The organism is Arthrobacter sp. 10N418, from assembly GCF_056394725.1.
In genome coordinates, this window is the sequence record NZ_JBFTIK010000024.1 from 1 (window position 1) to 18,017 (window position 18,017).

The 18,017-nt window shown below is 65.4% G+C and carries 15 protein-coding genes and 3 pseudogenes; 7 read left to right on the plus strand and 11 right to left on the minus strand.

What is annotated here, in order from left to right:
• Nucleotides 1–634 precede the first annotated feature (634 nt).
• Entirely contained in the window at nt 635–1,351 is a 717-nt protein-coding gene (locus tag AC1DCZ_RS16375) for an NERD domain-containing protein (RefSeq protein ID WP_476975533.1), read from the plus strand.
• A 210-nt stretch (nt 1,352–1,561) separates the two neighbouring features.
• Here the strand turns inward: AC1DCZ_RS16375 and AC1DCZ_RS16380 are convergent, their stop codons facing one another.
• Nucleotides 1,562–3,226 carry an alpha-amylase family glycosyl hydrolase gene (locus AC1DCZ_RS16380; RefSeq protein WP_476975534.1) on the minus strand — a complete coding sequence of 555 codons (1,665 nt, stop codon included), beginning with the start codon at nt 3,224–3,226 and terminating at the stop codon, nt 1,562–1,564.
• A gap of 298 nt (nt 3,227–3,524) precedes the next feature.
• A complete protein-coding gene (locus tag AC1DCZ_RS16385) occupies nt 3,525–4,022 on the minus strand; it encodes a hypothetical protein (protein WP_476975535.1) in 498 nt (165 codons plus the stop codon).
• Nucleotides 4,023–4,207: 185 nt separating this feature from the next.
• Here AC1DCZ_RS16385 and AC1DCZ_RS16390 point away from each other — a divergent pair, with 185 nt between their 5' ends.
• Nucleotides 4,208–7,363, plus strand: a complete 3,156-nt coding sequence (locus tag AC1DCZ_RS16390; RefSeq protein ID WP_476975536.1) for a DEAD/DEAH box helicase — start codon at nt 4,208–4,210, stop codon at nt 7,361–7,363.
• Nucleotides 7,364–8,829: 1,466 nt separating this feature from the next.
• Here AC1DCZ_RS16390 and AC1DCZ_RS16395 read toward each other — a convergent pair.
• Complete coding sequence (locus tag AC1DCZ_RS16395; protein WP_476975537.1) at nt 8,830–9,405, minus strand: HNH endonuclease; 576 nt, start codon at nt 9,403–9,405, stop codon at nt 8,830–8,832.
• Nucleotides 9,406–9,420: 15 nt separating this feature from the next.
• Between AC1DCZ_RS16395 and AC1DCZ_RS16400 the strand changes: the two genes are divergently transcribed.
• The gene (locus tag AC1DCZ_RS16400) at nt 9,421–10,020 is read left to right on the plus strand and encodes a DUF4268 domain-containing protein (protein WP_476975538.1); all 600 of its coding nucleotides are present in this window, start codon (nt 9,421–9,423) and stop codon (nt 10,018–10,020) included.
• 76 nt (nt 10,021–10,096) lie between these two features.
• Here the strand turns inward: AC1DCZ_RS16400 and AC1DCZ_RS16405 are convergent.
• Together AC1DCZ_RS16405 and AC1DCZ_RS16410 are read right to left on the minus strand one after the other, a co-directional pair.
• Nucleotides 10,097–10,902 (minus strand): annotated as a pseudogene (locus AC1DCZ_RS16405) (NAD(P)/FAD-dependent oxidoreductase); the annotation flags it as partial.
• A gap of 199 nt (nt 10,903–11,101) precedes the next feature.
• On the minus strand, nt 11,102–11,371 hold the full coding sequence (locus AC1DCZ_RS16410) for an HNH endonuclease (RefSeq protein ID WP_476975572.1): 270 nt from the start codon (nt 11,369–11,371) through the stop codon (nt 11,102–11,104).
• Between AC1DCZ_RS16410 and AC1DCZ_RS16415 the strand changes: the two genes are divergently transcribed.
• Together AC1DCZ_RS16415 and AC1DCZ_RS16420 are read left to right on the plus strand one after the other, a co-directional pair.
• A complete protein-coding gene (locus AC1DCZ_RS16415; protein WP_476975573.1) occupies nt 11,300–11,542 on the plus strand; it encodes a hypothetical protein in 243 nt (80 codons plus the stop codon). The two genes, AC1DCZ_RS16410 and AC1DCZ_RS16415, sit on opposite strands and share 72 nt — an antisense overlap.
• A 321-nt stretch (nt 11,543–11,863) precedes the next feature.
• Nucleotides 11,864–12,178 (plus strand): annotated as a pseudogene (locus AC1DCZ_RS16420) (hypothetical protein); the annotation flags it as partial.
• Here AC1DCZ_RS16420 and AC1DCZ_RS16425 read toward each other — a convergent pair.
• From AC1DCZ_RS16425 to AC1DCZ_RS16435, 3 genes and pseudogenes are all read right to left on the minus strand, one after another.
• Nucleotides 12,153–13,220, minus strand: a pseudogene (locus AC1DCZ_RS16425) (tellurite resistance/C4-dicarboxylate transporter family protein). The pseudogenes AC1DCZ_RS16420 and AC1DCZ_RS16425 sit on opposite strands and share 26 nt — an antisense overlap.
• Before the next feature lie 10 nt (nt 13,221–13,230).
• On the minus strand, nt 13,231–13,701 hold the full coding sequence (locus AC1DCZ_RS16430) for an HAD family hydrolase (RefSeq protein ID WP_476975539.1): 471 nt from the start codon (nt 13,699–13,701) through the stop codon (nt 13,231–13,233).
• A gap of 114 nt (nt 13,702–13,815) precedes the next feature.
• Nucleotides 13,816–14,139 (minus strand): hypothetical protein, encoded by a 324-nt coding sequence (locus AC1DCZ_RS16435; RefSeq protein WP_476975540.1) that lies wholly within the window; start codon nt 14,137–14,139, stop codon nt 13,816–13,818.
• Between the two features lie 45 nt (nt 14,140–14,184).
• On the opposite strand from AC1DCZ_RS16435, the gene AC1DCZ_RS16440 reads away from it, so the two are divergent.
• Nucleotides 14,185–14,811 (plus strand): flavin reductase family protein, encoded by a 627-nt coding sequence (locus tag AC1DCZ_RS16440; RefSeq protein ID WP_476975541.1) that lies wholly within the window; start codon nt 14,185–14,187, stop codon nt 14,809–14,811.
• A 20-nt stretch (nt 14,812–14,831) separates the two neighbouring features.
• Here AC1DCZ_RS16440 and AC1DCZ_RS16445 read toward each other — a convergent pair whose 3' ends face one another.
• Both AC1DCZ_RS16445 and AC1DCZ_RS16450 read right to left on the minus strand, forming a co-directional pair.
• Nucleotides 14,832–16,097, minus strand: a complete 1,266-nt coding sequence (locus tag AC1DCZ_RS16445; protein WP_476975542.1) for a flavin-containing monooxygenase — start codon at nt 16,095–16,097, stop codon at nt 14,832–14,834.
• Nucleotides 16,098–16,099: 2 nt separating this feature from the next.
• Nucleotides 16,100–16,483 (minus strand): TfoX/Sxy family protein, encoded by a 384-nt coding sequence (locus tag AC1DCZ_RS16450; protein WP_476975543.1) that lies wholly within the window; start codon nt 16,481–16,483, stop codon nt 16,100–16,102.
• A 141-nt stretch (nt 16,484–16,624) separates the two neighbouring features.
• On the opposite strand from AC1DCZ_RS16450, the gene AC1DCZ_RS16455 reads away from it, so the two are divergent.
• Nucleotides 16,625–17,125, plus strand: a complete 501-nt coding sequence (locus AC1DCZ_RS16455) for an SRPBCC family protein (protein ID WP_476975544.1) — start codon at nt 16,625–16,627, stop codon at nt 17,123–17,125.
• 69 nt (nt 17,126–17,194) lie between these two features.
• On the opposite strand, the gene AC1DCZ_RS16460 is transcribed toward AC1DCZ_RS16455, so the two are convergent.
• A complete protein-coding gene (locus AC1DCZ_RS16460) occupies nt 17,195–17,968 on the minus strand; it encodes a DeoR/GlpR family DNA-binding transcription regulator (protein WP_476975545.1) in 774 nt (257 codons plus the stop codon).
• Nucleotides 17,969–18,017: the final 49 nt, after the last annotated feature.

An 18,017-nucleotide genomic window follows, 5' to 3' on the forward strand; every position in this document is an offset into this window, starting at 1 on the left:
ATCGGCTTGGACGTGGTGATCACCTCGCGGCACAACTCGTCCTTGAACTCCTGGGTAAATCGCTTCCGTGATGCGGTCATGCTGATCTCTACTTTCGGTAGACCCCCATTTTAAGAGGGCCCACTGTCCGAGAACTCCGCGGCAGCTCAATGGAACTACTTGATTCCCGCTGGCCGGGGCTCGAACGCGCGGGGAAGTTCTGCTTCACCGGCAGTGTGCTAAGCCCTCCTGCCGGTGAAGCAGAAGCGGACCGGTCCGAGTATGTGCCTTAAATGCTCGGAATCGGAGCCGGCAGACTGCTGGGCTAACGAGGCCAATACTGGCCCGGCTAGGCCGGCTCGCAACTGCTGGTCGTTCTGATCGTCCGCTACTAGACTCGCTGGAAAACACGATTCTCGCTGGATGAAGCGAGAAACTTTTGGGGGACAGCATGGTTCGAGGCGTGCAGGATTTGCGGCAGTATGGCATCCGACCGGAGGACTGGCATTGGTACCGCGTACACGCCCGGGAACGCCCGGATCCGTCGCCGCATTACCGGACCACGATCCGGCGGGTCGCTCGAAAGTCTGTGTTCCTTCTGGCCTTAGTCCTCGTAACAGTCGTGCTGGCCATTCCAGTAATTTACTGGACGGCAGTGATTGCTCATGTCAGCCTGTACCAGGTTGCCCCGGCAACGCTGGTTGTCCTTGTCGTGGGGGTGGCGTTGTTCTTCGCGATCTGCGTAGCGTGGGCCCGTGCAATTCGCGAGGCGCGCTTCGAGGCGGTCAGGGAGGCCAATAGCGGCCGAATCTTTGGTGCACCGGGGGGTGTGCTAGCCGCGGCGGGCAGGTTTGGTCAGGGCAGGGTGGAAGCAGGGGCGAAGGGCGAAGAGAGCACGGCGCTCCTGCTGGAGCTGTTGCTGCGAATCCCTGGGACCACCGTGTACCACGGGCTGCAGTTTCCGGGAAACGACGACGCCGACGTGGACCACGCGGTTGCCTTCGGGAACCTTGTCTACCTGCTGGACTCCAAGCTCTACCGCTGGGGACAGTATGAATGGCGGGCCGGCGGGGAGAAGGACGTGCTTGTCCGCTCCGACGGCTACGGGCGTGGCAAGGCGAACTGGATGCACGTCGCCGCCGCCGGATACCGGACCCTGCTCGGGCCCGATGTGGAAGTGATCCCCATGGTCATGATCCATGGCCGCCGCACGTCCGTTGGGTCGTGCAGAATTTCGGCCCACGGGGTCCACATTCTTACCGCCCGGGATGCAATGCAGCGGATCGGCGACACTGTCGTGGGATCTGTCGGCCTCTGGCAAGACAATCCCGACGTGCGTGCTGCTCTTTTCAGCAAGTTGAAGACGGGCTAGCCGCCTCTACTTTTCGGTGGTCTTCGCCGCCGATGATGCCACCGGCAAGCAAAAGGCAGTTTGAGAGATCAAGGAACAGCAACGGGTGCGCACCAACTCCCTGGCTGACGCGGTTACGAAGGTCTGCACGCTGCTGTTGCTCGCCGGTGACAACATTTCCAGAGAAATCGGGACTACCAGTGGTTCGATGCCACGCAGTGGCGCATCCCCTCAGCCCTTCAGCACCCAGGCGGCGTTGTTCGGCTGCAGCCAGCCGTCCTCGGCCAGCGGAACAGCGCTGAGCAGCACGGTTCCCGCCGGCAGCCGCACCGGTTCGGTCCCCATCGCGACGGCGACAAAGAAGTCATCGCTCCGCTCGCAGATCAGCAGGTTCCCGGCCTCGACGCGCCAGGTGCCGGCGTCGTTCGCGGTGAAGACGCGTTGTGCCCACAGCTGGCGGCGCAGCTCCAGCGCTTTGGTGACCAGCGCCAGCGAGGACTCCGGGTCCTGCTGCTGAATTTCGATCGAGTGCGTTCCCCAGTCTGCGGGCTGCGGGAGCCAGGGCTCCGTGGTGGGCTCAGTGAGCGAGAAGCCGTGGCTCAACGCCGCGTCCTCGGTCCAGGGCAGCGGGACGCGGGCGCCGTCGCGGCAGACGCCGCCGCGGGCCCACATCGGATCCACCCGGGCCTCGAGCGGGACGTCGACCTCGGGCAGCCCGAGCTCCTGCCCCTGGTAGAGGTACGCCGGGCCGGGCAGACCCAGCAAAGCCACCAGCGCGGCACGGGCCCGCGTGGCGCCGAGCTCGCCGCCCCCGAAGCGTGTCACGGAGCGAACGATGTCGTGGTTCTCCAGCGCCCAGGTGGGCGTGACGCCGTGCAGTTGCCGTGCGGCTTCGAGCTCGTTCCCGACGGCGGCCCACGCTTCCGGATCCCAGCCGAGCTTCACGAACGCGAAGGCGAAGGCCTGCTGCATCTCATCGGCACGGGTGTAGCGGGCGGCGCGGGCCGGTTCCAGGTTGACCTCGCCCACCAGCAGCCGCTGCGGCTCATACTTCTCGGCCAGGGTGCGCCAGCGGCGGTAGACCTCGTGGACTTCCTCCTGGTCCGAGACCTGCGGGTTGGACCGCAGCCCGTCCACCACCCCGCCCGTGGAGGGCGAATCCGGCAGCCCGTCGGCCTTGAAGAGTGCATGCGCGACGTCGATCCGGAGGCCGTCCGCGCCCTTGTCGAACCAGAAGCGCAGCACGCCCTCGAAGTAGTCGCCGACGGCGGGGTTGCGCCAGTTCCAGTCGGGCTGCCCGGCGGAGAACAGGTGCAGGTACCAGTCCTGGTCCGTCGACGAATCGGGGTTGGCGCGGCTCCACGCCCGGCCGCCGAAGACGCTCTGCCAGTTGTTCGGCGGGACGTCGGCGCCCCCGGCGGTCCCGGCAGCCGTGCCGCCGCCGTCGGACATGCCCTCCGGACCCGGGACGAAGTGGAACATGTCCCGTTCCGGCGAGCCCGGGTCGGAAGCGAGGGCCTGCTGGAACAGCGGGTGCTCCGAGGAGCAGTGGTTGGGGACGACGTCGAGCAGGACCCGCAGGCCCAGCGAGTGGGCCAACTCCAGCAACGTATCGAACTGTTCCATGGTGCCGAACAGCGGATCCACGCCGCAGTAGTCGCTCACGTCATAGCCCTGGTCCACCTGCGGGGACGGCTGGAACGGCGTCATCCAGATCCCGTCGACGCCGAGCGACGCGATGTACGGGAGCCGGGCGATGAGGCCGGCGAGATCGCCCACGCCGTCGCCGTCGCCGTCCGCGAAGGAGCGCGGGTAGACCTCGTAGATCACGGCGGACTGCCACCAGTTCACGTCGGGCGTGAGCGTGGGTTCCTCAACCGACGGCTGAGCGCTCATTTGCGCGGGGCCCATTTGCCCGCGCGCGGTGAGACCTTCTATGGCCTGCCGTTGGAAGCTCATGGAGAAAGTAGAAGTGGACAGTCCAGCCCGTTCGCCGATCTCCGGTGGCGACCACTGTTCCTCCTCTACTCGGGTACCTTCGCGACTACGCAAACGGCGGTGCGACGGCTCTTCGATTTTTATCGCGGCGGTGGAAAAATGGCTAGTCATTGCCCCGTATTTCTCTTCCCGGAAGTGATGTCTCGAAGTCCTGTGAGAGGCGTGCTGGCGATCGTACCGCTGTGATGTTTTCGAGTTAGTCCTGGACTAAGTTCGGGACAGAGTAGGCATACGAGCCTGGCTCCCTATAGTCAACGTTCGCAAGCGCCCCGAGCTCCTTCGCCTGTTCGTCCAGTCTCGACCGCAATGCCATGAGCTCGTGCTGGTAGTTCTCTGGCTGCGTTCGCGCGAAGTGTAGATACGTATTGCACGCGGCGGACATCGTCGCAAGGCTATCGAAGGCCTTTGAATTGGGCCGCAGATTTAGACGTGTCTCTCGTATAAGAGTCCGGGTCCCCTTCACAGATTCCAAGCATTGTTTGAAGTCCTGCGAGGCTGCCGCTTCAGGCGAAGCTGAAGGCTGAACAGCGACAAACGCCCTCTTGAGTTGAAGGTCCAGCAGGAGACCATTAAGGGCCGCTTCTTCTTTCGCGTTTGCTTCGCGTCCGCTGACAAGGTGTCCGCTGAACAAAGCGGCACCGGCGCCGGCAAATGCCCCGAAGAGCGTTGATACGAGCTGCTGCCAGAATTCCATTCCCCGAGAATACTCCGTCCGGACGAAGAGTTAACGCAGCAGTGGAGGAAGCGCTTTGTCAGCTACAAAGCAAAGCGAGATTCCTTTGGCCGAGGAGGCAAGCATGATTGCAGACCCGAGCCCGGCGACACTCCCGAATTCCTAGGCTTCGCGATGAAGTTGCTGGGACGCAATAGCCTGGCGCAGTGACTAATTTCAATGGCGGAGCGGCGGCGGAGCAGTTGCCCGAGGGCTTGTACGAGCTTCTCAACACGGACGCACTGGGCGATCTGCTGCAGCGTGAGTCAGAGCTCCAGCCAGTTTTCGAGGACATCACAGACGAGGAAACTCCGGACATCCTCTCCCGCCACGTCGCAGACGCCGTTCGGCGAGCCCTCTCCGAAACCAAACCAGCCGACCGTGTCGCCCTGGCGAATAAGGTCCTCCAAGAACTTCAGCACGGCGATCGCATCGCCGACGGCCCCACCCAGCTCCAGTCCTTCCACCGCCCGGACACCCTGAAGCGCCGCAGCCTGCGCAGGCCCACCACCAAACTGAGCGACTCCGCGCTGCTCACCAACAGCAAGGACGATCCCAACCTCGCCGCGGAACTCAGAACCGAGATCGAGTCAGCCAACACCGTGGATCTCCTCTGCGCCTTCGTCCGCTGGACGGGCCTCCGTTTGCTCCACCCGGCGCTTAAGGAGCTCAAGGAGCGCGGGGCGAAACTCCGGGTCATCACCACGACCTACATGGGCGCCACAGAACGCCGCGCCATCGACGAGCTCGTGACCCGGTACGGGGCCGAGGTGAAGATCAGCTACGAAACCCAGGCCACGCGCCTCCACGCCAAGGCCTGGCTGTTCCGTCGCAACTCAGGATTCGACACCGCCTACGTCGGCAGCTCCAACCTGAGCCAAGCGGCCCTCCTCGACGGCCTCGAATGGAACGTCCGGCTCAGCTCCGTCGGCACGCCCGCACTCCTGAACAAGTTCGAGATTACCTTCGACAGCTACTGGGCGCAGCGCGCTTTCCAAAGCTACGATCCGGAACGCGACGGCGAAAAGCTGGACGCCGCCCTGGAACGCAACGGCGGCCGACGGACGGCAAACCCCGGGGCGGCCACCGGACTCGAGGTCCAGCCGTTCCTCCACCAGGAGGAGATGCTTGAAGACCTGGAGGCCGAGCGGCTCAAGGGTTTCGACCACAACCTCGTGGTCGCAGCTACAGGTACCGGGAAGACCGTCATCGCAGCCCTCGACTACAAACGCCTGTGCGAGGCGGCCGGCCGCGATCTGAAGCTGCTCTTCGTCGCCCACCGCCAGGAAATCCTCAAACAGGCCATGCGCACCTACCGCGACGTGATGCAGGACGGCGCCTTCGGCGAACTCTACGTCGGGGAACACAAACCCGGGCAGTGGAAGCACATATTCGCCTCCGTCCAGTCGCTGTCGTCCCTCGGCATTGAACAGCTGGCACCGGACTTCTTCGACGTCGTGGTGATCGATGAATTCCACCACGCTATGGCGCCCACCTACCGCCGGCTGCTGGAGCACCTGCAGCCGCAGCAGCTCCTCGGACTGACCGCGACGCCGGAACGCGGCGACGGCGTCGACGTCGCCCACCAGTTCTTCGACGGCCGCACCGCCAGCGAACTGCGGCTATGGGATGCCCTGGACGCCGATCTGCTGGTGCCGTTCCACTACTTCGGCGTCTCGGACGACGTCGACCTCAGACAGTTGGAGTGGAAGCGCGGCAACTACGACACCGCGCAGCTTAGCAATCTCTACACCGGGAACGATGCCCGGGCCGCCAAGGTGATCCGCGAACTGCGCGACAAGGTCACGAGCACGGACCAGATGCGGGCCATTGGCTTCTGTGTCTCGGTCCAGCACGCCCACTACATGGCCGAGGTGTTCAACCGCGCCGGCATCGCCTCTGTTGCCGTCGACGGGAGCACCGACGACGCCGACCGCGCAGCCGCGCTGGAACGGCTCCGCACACGGGAGATCAACTGCATCTTCGCCGTCGATCTCTTCAACGAAGGCCTGGATCTGCCGCAGGTGGACACCATCCTGATGCTCCGGCCCACACAGAGCGCCACGATCTTCCTCCAGCAGCTGGGGCGGGGACTGCGCCGAGCCGAGGGCAAGGCCGTGCTGACTGTCATGGACTTCATCGGCCAGCAGCGCCGTGAGTTCCGCTTCGATCTGCGTTACCGGGCACTCACGGGTTACGGGCGCAAGGAACTGGAGAAGGCAGTTGAGGACGAATTTCCCTACCTGCCGTCGGGCTCGCAGATCGTGCTGGACCGGGTGGCGCAGAAAGTGGTTCTGGACAACATCAAGGCGCAGTTGCGGTTCAACCGTGTGCAGCTGGTCCGGGATATCGCCTCGTACGCTGAGACGGAGCTGGAAGCCTATCTGGAGCGGTCCGGGAACGACGTGAAGTCGATCTACCGGTCGACGAAGGATTCGTGGACCGGCTACCTGCGCCAGGCCGGTTTGATCGAGGGGTTCTCGCCGCTGGAGGCAGTCATCACCGGGAAGATCCAGGAGCTTTCCGATGCGGATGAGAAAAAGCTGCTCGGCCGCATGGCAGCGCTGATCCATGTGGACGATTCGGAACGGGCCGAGGCCTACTCGATGCTCGTTGGCGCCGATGCTCCGCGATACGCAGACCTCGGCATGCGGGAGCAGACCTTCGCCCGCATGCTCTTCTACACGCTCTGGGACGACGGCGGCGGTTTTCAGTCGTACGACGCCGGACTGGACTATCTGCGCAGCTACCAGTTTGTGTGCAGCGAGATCCGCCAGCTCGTGAGGCTCGGAGTGGCGGCGTCGAAGCACGCCGCCAAGGGCCTCGGGGCGGGGCTGCAGCACGTTCCGCTGCTCTCGCATGCCACGTACCGGCGTGAGGAGATCCTGGCGGCCCTTCGGTACGGTTCGCTGGAGCTTGGTAAGAACGTCCAGCACCGCGAGGGTGTGGCCTGGTGCCCCGCGACGTCTACCGACGCTTTCTTCGTCACGCTCAACAAGGACGACAAGAAGCACTCCGCCACGACTATGTACAGGGACTACGCCATTAGCCCGGAGCTGTTCCATTGGGAATCACAGAACGCCACCTCGCCGGGGAGCCCGACGGGCAAGAGGTACCTGGACCGGGCAGCGCACGGTTCTAGGATCCTGATCTTCACCCGGGATACCTCAGAAGACGAGACCGGGCTGACCGTTCCGTACACCTGTCTCGGTCAGGTGGATTATGTGCAGCATGCGGGGGAGAAGCCGATTGCGATCACCTGGAAGCTGCACCGGACGATGCCGGCGGACGTGTTTGCGACTGCGGCTGCGGTGGCGCTCTGAGACAAGCAGGCTATCTATGCGTCTCATAGTTGTGACGTCAGGAGACCGAGCCACCGCACCGCTGCAGGTCAGAGGCATTTCGCCTCTCATCTACTTCCTTATAAGTAGAGGATCCAGGGGAGATGCAGCGAACTGACTTAGGTTCATTGCCATACTCAGGCTCCAGGAGCTCCGTCTTAGCGGAACTCGGCGAACCGGAACAGAACCTCAAGCGCCAAGGGGCGTGCTTCATAGACGCATTCGAAAGTGCCGGGCGTGGTGGCGAACAGGTCCCCCTGGATCCGGGCGAGGATGAACCCGTTCCGCGCCGATGTCCGGAAGAAGGCAGGAACGCGATTCTGAGACTGGTAAAAGCGCCCTGGCCGATGCTGGTCTCATTGCCGCTTGTACGAAAATTCGTTTGAACGCCCCCAACGGATGGCTCCGTCAGGCCCGTCTGTTCGTCCCTTGTCGTCGTTTGTTCCCGTCAAATCGAAAAATCAGGCGAGGTCTAAGCCACAGCAAAATGCGGCCACTCTTATCGTGACTGACCATACCCTCTCCGAGACTGAACCCAACGACTTTGAAAGGCTCGCAGCCCAGTATTCTCGACGAGGATTCGCTTCCGATAAGCGGATCTCACTACACGCTAGTTAGACGTTCCAGTGGTAATGGCCGTTGGCGTCGGCGCCCTTGCCACCGCAGGTGTAGGTCCTGCCATTGGCTGCCAGACCACGCATTCCGACGTCCGCGTTGCGACAGAATGCGCCGGGCACGATCACTCCGGCGACCACATTGGAAGCGGGCGCCTGCGCCGCGACGGCGGCCGGTGCAGGTGCGGGAATAGGTGGAGCCGGGACCGGTGCAGGTGCGGGAATAGGTGGAGCCGGGACCGCTGCAGGCGCGGGAACTGGTGGGGCGGGCGGTGCGGGGACGGGCGCCGCCATGACCGGTGCCGCGGACGGAACTGAGGGTGAAGGGGTCGGAGTGGCAGGCACTGCAGAACTGGTGGCGGTGGTGGGACTGCCTGTCGTTAGCGCCACCGCAGAGGGTGACGCTGCAGCGAGAGGCGCAGCCGGCGCGCCGCAGGCTGTCAGCGCAAGCGCGAATACAAAGGTAAAGGCGCCGGCAACACGCCGCGCCCGTCGAATTGAGACCATGATTTCCCCCCAGGAATTAGATGTGAAATTAGAGTATTGCACCGGAGCGGGAAAGCATACAGCGCGGCTCATATTGGACGTCTGGGCAATTGATATATGACTGGCGAGTTGCTGTCAGATCCCCATCCCGCTGACGGTCCACTCTTTTTCGAACTTGCCGGTTAGTTGCTACTAATCCCCGGATTGGGTTAACAAAGGCAGCTCGGGTGCCTCAGCTAAGTCCGAAGGTGGCGACACCCTGCTTCGAACGGCGCGACGGCAATCTTCGACGCAGACAAGCTTTGCTGGACAGTCGCGATGGGCGGTGAAGCGCCGTAAGCGTGCCGTTCAGACTAGCCGTCGCCGCTCCCCGAGGCCGACGGAGTCCACCGTTGCAGCGTACTCCCGCCGTCGTCGTTCGATCCGTGCCTGCTGACCGGGCGAGGGGATCCTCGCGCCCTTCGTCCGGTTGCACCGGGCACAGGCGGCGACGAAGTTCTGCAGGTTGGTGGATCCGCCCTTGGACCACTGATAGAAGTGGTCCCCATGCTCAGCAGGCCGCGAGCACCGACGCCTGAGTCCAGCCTCCATCTCGCACTGGCCGCCGGCCCGCGCCATGCCCTCCCTCCGTTGCTGGCGGCTGAAGCGCCGGACCGGGTCCCTCCGCCGCACATCGCGGCCGTGGACAACCACTGCAACAATGAACAGAGCAACGATCAACAGGCCCGGGATAGCCACCGCAGCCAGAACGCTGTCGACAAGGCTGCGAAAGACCTCGGTGACCGTTGATTTGCTGTTCCCCGCGCCGACATTCACCTTAGGCATCAGCGCCAAGACAACCGAGACGGCTAACGACACGATCAAAGCCGAGTACGCGAGACGCAGAGCCTGCCGGCTCCAGTAAATGCGTTTCAGTTCCATCATCGGTCCATTCCCCAAATGAGCTCCAGCCGGCAGCGCCGCTGCGATGCCAATGGAACAGATCGTACTGTCCTGAGTCAACAACGTCAGTTCATTGGTGCAGAAGAACTCGCGGAAGCCGCCGGCCTGGACGTCGACAACGACGCTATCGCCGCACGCCGCAAGGAGCCCAAGGGTGACATTGGGAGCGGAATCCGAACGTCAGTAAGAGACGCCCAGCTCGCGTTCTTCGAGCGGGTACGAGACTACGGCTTGGCGAATTCGACCCATATCAGTACCTGGCGCAAGCCCGCCCCGCTGAATTGGTACGACGCCGGCATCGGAGACTCGCGTGCCGTGGTCTCCCTTCAGGCCAACTCGCAGAAGAAGCTCGTCACAACGATTTTTTGGATCAACCATGACAAAGACCTCTACCAGAGGTTGTTGTCCCAGCGCGACCCCATCGAAGCAGACCTCGGTTTCGCCCTCGAGTGGGACGACAAGCCGGACCGCAAGGCATCCAAACTCGTTATTAGCCGCACTGGCGATTTCCAGGACGAGGCTCAGTCGCAAGAACTCGTCGAGTGGCTAGTGACTACGGGAGACAGGCTGGCGGGGGTCTTGTCGAAATACCTATGACGGTTGCTCCCCCCACGAGAACATCCGCTTGGGGTCACCGATTCCGCGGGGTCGCCACTCCTCTTGAACGTCGCCGTCACCGGGCGGCGATGTTCTGCGCCTTGTTCCCGGCGATGTGCTGCGCAATGTAGTCGGCGTCGCGGCCCACGCCCGCCACGATGGACGAGCCGTGCCCGGTCAGCCACGGCAACCCGACGGCGTACAAGCCCGGGTGTTCGGTGACGCCGCGGCGGTGCCGGGGGTAGTTCCATTCATCCAGCACCGGGATGTCCAGGAAGCTGAAGTCCAGCCGGTAGCCCGTGGCCCACAGCACCGAGGTGACGTTGGCGGCTTCGAGGTTCAGCCGCGCCGGCTCCGAAGGAAGCCAATCGTCCTTGCGCGGCGGCTCCGGCTCCGGTGCCGACATGCCGGTGGCGGCAATATAGCTGTCGAACATCGGCTTCATCCGCTGGTAGAACGCCGCCTCCACCAGGCCCAGACGTTCCGGAAGGTCATCACTGAAGACGAGGTCGCCGTCGTCGGCTGCTTCCAAATGGCCGTGAAGCCGGACGCCTCGGCGGCCGAAGTCCCGCAGGTGGATGTCGTGGCCGCCGTCGGCGCCGGACACCAGCGGATTGCAGGCGAACCTCGCCGCGGGGGAGGGCAGCTGCCCCACGGTGAGGCCGTTCAGTCCGTAGTCGGGGCCGAATTGGGCAAGCTGCATCATCCAATAGAGGAGGTCCTGGCCGCGGTACCGGCGCGGTGCTTCCGGCACGTGGACACCGCCAGGTGGATTTCGCGGCCGACGGCGAGGAGTTCCTCGGCGATCTGGCCGCCGGACTGGCCGGTGCCAACGATCAGCACGGCACCGTCGGGCAGCTGGCCAGGGTTCCGGTAGCCGTTGCCCACGAAGTCGCGGCCGCGCAGTCTCTCCACTCAGTGCACCACTTCCTCCGCGGCGGCGGCGAGATCGTAGCGGGGCTCGTCCTGGCCGGGTACGTAGTATTTGCGCAACCAAGGAGTTCTGCGCGCGCAACAGCGACCATCCCGCGCTACGTTCAGGGGGGAGTGCACTGGAATGCTATCCGCCGCGGCTCGCGCGTTAGGGGAGCGGATGCCGTTCGCCGACACTGACGGCGCTTCCGGCCATGACATAGTCCCGTCGGCGTCGTTCGAGCCTTTCCTGCTGGCCGGGTGAGGGAATCTTGGCACTCTTGGCTCGGTTGCACCGCGCGCAGGCGGCGACGAAATTTTGCACGCTGGTGGATCCGCCCTTGGACCACGGGAAGAAATGGTCACCATGCTCAGCGGGCCTGGAGCACCGACGCCCGAATCCGGCCTCCATCTCGCACTGGCCACCAGCCCGAGCCATGCCCTCGCGGCGCTGCTGGCGCGTGAAGCGCCGGACCGGATCCCGGCGCCGGAGGTCCCGGGCGTTGCTGACGGCCGCGACGATTATCAGGACGACGAGGAACAGCCCCGGGAGAGCAACCGCAGCCAGAACGCTGTTAACAAGGCCGCGAAAGACCGCGGTGACGCTTGACAGGCTGTGCGCTGCGTCGACTTTCCCAATCGGCATCAGCGCCAGGACAACCGAGACGGCTAACCACACAATCACAGCCGAGTAAGCCAGACGCAGAGCCTGCCGGCTCCAGTAGATGCGCTTTAGTTCCACCATCGGTCCATTCCCCCAAATGAGCTCCAGCCGGCCGCGAAGCTGCGCTGCCAATGGATCAGATAGTACCGCCCCGCGGTCAGCAAAATGCCCTGACCTTGACCGAACCGCCCGGGCCGCCCTTAATAGTGCAGGGCCTGTGGTCCCCATCTCAGCCGGCGCCCCCGGTGGGAAGATGAGCGGGCTTGGCCCGGGGGAGTGGTGGTCAACGTGTCCATCTGGGGCGCGCCCGCCACCGTGGACATGCAGAAGCTGGTGCTCAAGGAGATCGACCTCTGCTGCACCATCGCCTACGTCCGGGACCATGCCGCGGTCATCAAGATGGTGCAGGAGGGCAAGGTGGACCTCAAGCCGTTCATTACCGGCAGAATCGGCCTGGATGACCTCGTGGAGCAGGGCTTCGACACCCTCATTAACCACAAGGACACGGCCGTGAAGGTGCTGGTGCATCCCCAGGCGCAGGACCAAAGAGTGGGGGTCACCGGCCCACCCGCACCAGCGTGACCCACAGATGCCACAGCATCGCGGCGAGGGTGGCGAGGAAGGCGGCGACAGCCAGCCACAGCTCCGTGCGGCCAATCACCGCCACAAGGGGAAGATGGTCGGCGCGCCCCAGGTAAATCCCGGCCACGGCGTACATGCCCAAGGGGAAGATGACGCTCCAGAGGCCGGGTTCGTAGGACAGGGGCACGCGGTGGATCACGTGCCTCTACCATCCGGCTGCGAGGAGGACTGGAAAGAGCCACGAGGCGAAGGCCCAGAAAACGACGGAGGAACCGGGCACGAGCCCCCGCGTCGCATCCACCATGGGCGCGCCGGCCATTTCGACGATCCGCGCGCCGGCGAGGACGCTGATCGCCATGGCGCCCATGGCCACGAAGTACGGCGGGCTCAGGTCCTCGGCCCGGATGGGGTAGGTCATGAGCCGCAGGGAGACGAAGATCCCCACCGCGGCGTACAGGATGAGCCCCACCGACGAGGCGACGACGGCGACCAGCGCCAGCGCCGCACGCAGGTCCGGCCCGGCGAGGGGTTCCAGCGACGCCGCCGCGACCGCCACGGACTGGCCGGCCACGCACCAGATGAACCAGCTCCCGTTGGCGTCCTTCAGCACGGGGCGCTCGTCCCGGCCCAGCACGGCGGTCCACGGCACAACGTAGCCAAGCACCACCCAAGCGAGCACCGCGACGGCCAAAAGCGCCGCCGTCGTACCCGGCCACCCCGCCATCCCCAGGCGCACGCCGAGCACATTCGTTCCGGCGATGAAGGTGAAGAATCCGAACGCCCGGCCGGGGTCCAGGAAGTAGCGGCATATGTCGGCGCGGAACCTGGCCAGCCGCACCAGGTTGAGAACCAGGATCACGGCGTAGGAGACCGCGCAGACCACCAGGAGTGCGGCTGAGAGTGCGTCGAAGCCTTCGAGCTCAAGACCCACCGAGATGATCCCGCTGGCCATAGTGAGGGCGAAGTACCCCGGCGTGAGGGTCTGCACCGCTTGTGAGACGCGGGAGCCGAGAGGGTTGCCCTTCACCGGGGCAGTGGTCATGGGACCCAGCTTAGGGCTTGCTGATTCCGGCTTCTTCGCTGAACAGGCCCGGCGCAACGTCAATGGCACCGGAGGCCAAGTGAACACCGCTCGCCGCGCCGGTATCGAAGACCTTCAGAAGGCCGAGGACATCCTCAGACTCAACGACCTGGGCACCATGACCACCGCGGCGCCCAACCTGCGGTGGCCCGTGGGCCAGTTCGGTGATGCTCGATGCCGAGAGGTCCCAATCGCTCTCCGGCGTCAGATCCGCAACCTGGCCCGGGCCGTATTCGGTGGGGCGGGGGATGAACGCCGTCGCCAGCCCGGCCTTCCGGGCAGCATGCAGGTCGTTGTTGTGGGCAGCCCCGAGCATCACTTCACCGGGACTGAGGTCGAGGAACCCCGCAGTCCGAAGGTAGGCCGCGTGCAGCGGCTTGTACGTGCGTGTCATGTCCGAGCCGATGATCACGTCCCACGGAAGGCCGGCGTTTCTGGCCATGTCGAGTAACAGGGGGTGTTGCCATTGGAGAGGGGGCCACGATGTAGCCGCGGCGGACGGCGGCCAGACCTTCCAGGCTGTCCGGCCATGGGGGCAGGCGGTGCCAGGATCTGTTCAGCTCCTCCAGGGTTCTTGCGTCCAGCCGGTCCGGATCGAAGCCGTGGCGGCGGAGCACCGGGTCCAGGTTTTCGCGGTGGAGTGTGTCCAGGGTGGTGAATTCGCGGGATCCGGAGCGGTGGCCTCCATTGCCGGCTGGTAGAGCGCGCGCCAGTCATCGGCGAACGCCTCGGCGTCGAGGTCCTGCCCATGTGTTACGGCGAAGGCGGCCGCCTGCCGGGCGACGCCGGTGCGCCAGTCCACCACCGTGCCGAACGTGTCGAAGAGCACGGCGCGTACCTCGCACCCGGTTGACGGTGAACGGTATGGCTGGATCGTCATATCCTGCTTCCTTTCCCATATGTCCCTGACCGTTAGTCTGGCAGTATGCGCACTGATTTCGATCCCGCAACCACGTCCGCCCGTGATTTCTACCGGTTGCTCACCGCAGTGGTGGTGCCCCGGCCCATCGCCTGGGTATCGAGCGTCTCGCCGGAGGGCGTCGACAACCTGGCCCCGCACTCGTTCTTCACCGTGGCGTCCACGAATCCGCCGATCGTGCAGTTCACCTCCGTGGGGGAGAAGGATTCGCTCCGCAACATCACCGAGACCGGAGAATTCGTGGTGAACCTCGCGCCGGCCGCGCTGCTACAGGAGGTCAACGCCACCGGCACCAATTTTCCGCCCGACGTCAGTGAGTTTGACGCCGCCGGCCTCACCCGGGAGCCGAGCCTCACCGTGGCTGCGCCGCGGGTCAAGGAATCGCTCGCGGTACTCGAATGCCGACTCCACTCGTTACTTCCGATGGGGGACTCGGTCCTGGTTTTCGGTGAAGTGACGCACGCGGCCGTGAGTGACACGGTTCTGGACGGCAGCCACCCTCGGATTGATCTGTTGGAGCCGCTGTCCCGGCTGGGCCTGGACGAGTGGGGCACGCTGGGCACCATCCAAGACCTCAAACGGATCCGGCTCAAGGACTGGCCGGGGCCTTTCCGCCCGAAGGCCTGCCGGTAGCTGGCCAGGATGCAGCCCGCTCACCGCCCGGCGATGTGCTCCGCCACGAACTTCGCGTCGTCGCCGACCACGGACAGCGTGGCCGACAGGTGCTTCGTGAGCCAGGGGAGGCCCACGGCGTAGAGGCCCGCTTCCTCGGTGACGCCGCGGCTGTGCCGCGGGTAGTTCCACTCGTCGAGCACCGGGAGGTCGAGGAAGCTGAAGTCCAGGCCGTAGCCGGTGCACCAGATGACCGAAGTGACATCTTCGGCATCAAGATTGAGCCGCGCCCCCGATTCTGCGGGCAGCCAGTCGTCCGCCGGCATGGGCTCTGCGGGAGGGGAGTCGAGGCCTGCCGCGGCGATGTAGGCGTCGGCCATCCGCCCCAGCCGCGCCCCGAATCCAGCTTCCGCCAGGGCGAGGCGTGCGGGGAGGTCATCGCTGAAGACGAGGGCGCCGTCGTCCGTTCCCTCAAATCGGCCGTGCAGGCGGACGCCCCGCCGGCCGAGGTCCCGCAGGTGGATGCTGTGGCCGCCGCCGTTGCCGGAGATCAGCGGGTTGCACATGAAGCGCGCGGCCGGTGAGGGCAGCTGGTCGGCCTGGAGGCCGTTGATCCCGAATTCGGGGCCGTGCAGGTTGAGCTGCAGGATCCAGTAGAAGACGTCCTGGCCGCGGTACCGCCGCGGAGCCTCGGGGCAGCTCGAGACGGCCAGGTGGACCTCCCGGCCGGCGTCGAGCAGGTCCTCCGTGATCTGCCCGCCGGACTGCCCGGTGCCCACCACCAGCACGGCGCCGTCGGGAAGCTGCTGTGCGTTGCGGTAGTCGTGGCTGTGCAGCTGGCGGATGCGCTGGGGGAGGTTGGCGGCCGACGCCGGAATCCGCGGGCGCTGGAAAGCGCCGTTCGCGAGGACGACGTTCCGTGCGAGCCAGCGGCCCAGGTTCGTCTCCACCGTGAAGCAGCCGTCGACGACGCCGACCCGGGTCACCTCCGTGCCGAGCCGGACCGGCGCCTTGATCCGCGCGGCGTAGTCACGGAAGAGCCCGATCACCTCGTCGCGGGGGAGGAAGGCGTCCGTCTCGGGACCGTCGTAGCTCAGCTCCGGCAGCAGGAACGCAAAGTTCGGGGTGTTCAGGTGGAACGAATCCCAGCGGTCTTGCCAGGCGCCGCCGAGTGCATCCCGTTGCTCCAGCAGCTGATGTTCGACGCCGTGCCGGCTCAGCCAGTAGCTGGTCGCCAGGCCGGCCTGCCCCCCACCGATCACCAGGGTGTCGACCTCGTGGACTGGTCCTGCGCCGGGGCAGGGCATGGCTACTTCTTCGCGGCCTTCGGAGACTTCGCAGCCTTGGGCGCCTTCGGCGGCAGCCCGGCCACGTGCTCGAACGCCTTCTCCACCCAGGCTCTGGCCCGAGCCTGGTCGCCCTCGCCGTTCCAGATTTCCGGCAGTCCGGTGTAGCCGCCCATGGGGCGCTCGGCCGGCCCGAACGGAACGGTCCGCTCGGTGCTTTCGAGCATCGCCTTGTCCGCCTCGGACAGCTTCACGCCGATGGTGGGGCCGAACAAGCCAGCAAACATGTTGCCGTTCACGAACGCCCCGAGGTTCCCGAACATCGGCTTGATGACCACCTCGGGAGTCTCCGGCACCACCGCACGGAAGCGGTCCTTGTCGGCGTCGGACGCTTTGGGCATTTCCATGGTGTACCTCCGGGACGCTGCGGGCCACGAGTGGGCTTTCCTGCAGGATATGCCTGCCACCCCGCGCGGTACAGGCCGCCGCTAGGACGCTCGCGAACCGACCGCCGCCCGGAAGAGGGAACAGTCTGTAAGGATGGATCCATGAATCAGAGCAGCATCCGCCAGTATCAGGACTCGGTCACGGTCAACGCATCAGCCGAGACGCTTTATGACCTTGTCTCGGATATCACCCGCACCGGTGAGTGGAGCCCCGTTTGTAAGTCATGTTGGTGGGACGACGAGGACAGCGCCGGCCACGTCGGCGCCTGGTTCACCGGCCATAACGAGCTCCCAACGCGGTCCTGGGAGACCCGCTCGCAGGTGGAGGCAGCCGAGCGCGGCCGCGAGTTCGCCTGGGTGGTGGGCGGCAAGTATGTCCGCTGGGGCTTCACCCTCACCCCGGACGACGGCGGAACCCTCCTGAGCGAGTCGTGGGAATTCCTGCCGGAGGGGATCGCCATGTTCGGCGAGAAATTCGGCGATAAGGCAGACGCCCAAATCGCCGACCGCACCCAGCAGGCGCTGGACGGCATCCCGAAGACCCTCGCAGCGATCAAGCAGATCGCCGAGTCCGTGGCTGCGCACGAAGACAACCGCTCCTAGGACTGCAGCCGTAGTCCTACCGCCCCGACGACGGCGGGTGTGGCAGCGGCGTCGCAGAGGCGCTGCGGCTCACACGCTGACTGTTGCCACCTCTACCCGGACCCCCGCGTCCCGGAACTTCTGCACCTGGGCCGGGTCGGCGTCGTCGTCCGTCACCAGGGTCCATGGCAGAGCCAGCCGGGCCCAGGCGTGGAACGGGCGCAGGCCCAGCTTGGAGGAGTCCGCCAGCACGTAGACGTTGTTGCCGCGCCGGGCCATGAGCTCCTTGAGCCGGGTCTGCGCGTGGTCGGCCTCGCAGATGCCGTCCTCCGCGGTGACGGCGTCGGCCCCCAGGAACACGCGGTCAAAGCTCATCCGCTCCAGCGTCGCCTCGGTCAGCGGGCCTACGAAGCTCTGGCTCACGGTGCGCAGCCGGCCGCCGAGGCAGTCCACCTCGATGCCCTCGGAGTCGGCGAGTTCCTGCATGGTGTTGATGCCAGGCGTCGTCACCGACAGCTTGTCGAAGCTCCTCAGCTCGCGGGCCAGAGCGCCCGCGGTGGAGCCGGCGTCGAGCAGGATGTTTTCCCCGGGACGGATCACGGACGCCGCCCAGCGGGCGATAGCCTGCTTCTGCTCAAACGCCTCCCCGGTGCGCTGCCGCAGCGACGCCTCCGGGTGCGCGCCCAGGGCCATGGCACCGCCGTAGGTACGGGCCAGCCGGCCCTGTCCGTCCAGCAGCGCCAGGTCGCGGCGGATGGTGGAGGCCGTGACCTCGAACCGGGCGGAGAGTTCCTCCACGGAGGCCAGGCCGGTGGTGACGGCGAGGTGGTAGATCTCCTCGCGCCGCGCCTTTGCGCTCAGCATTCCCGGTCTCCTTCCCGTGGCAGTGCTAACCATGTTATGGCAACGGCCG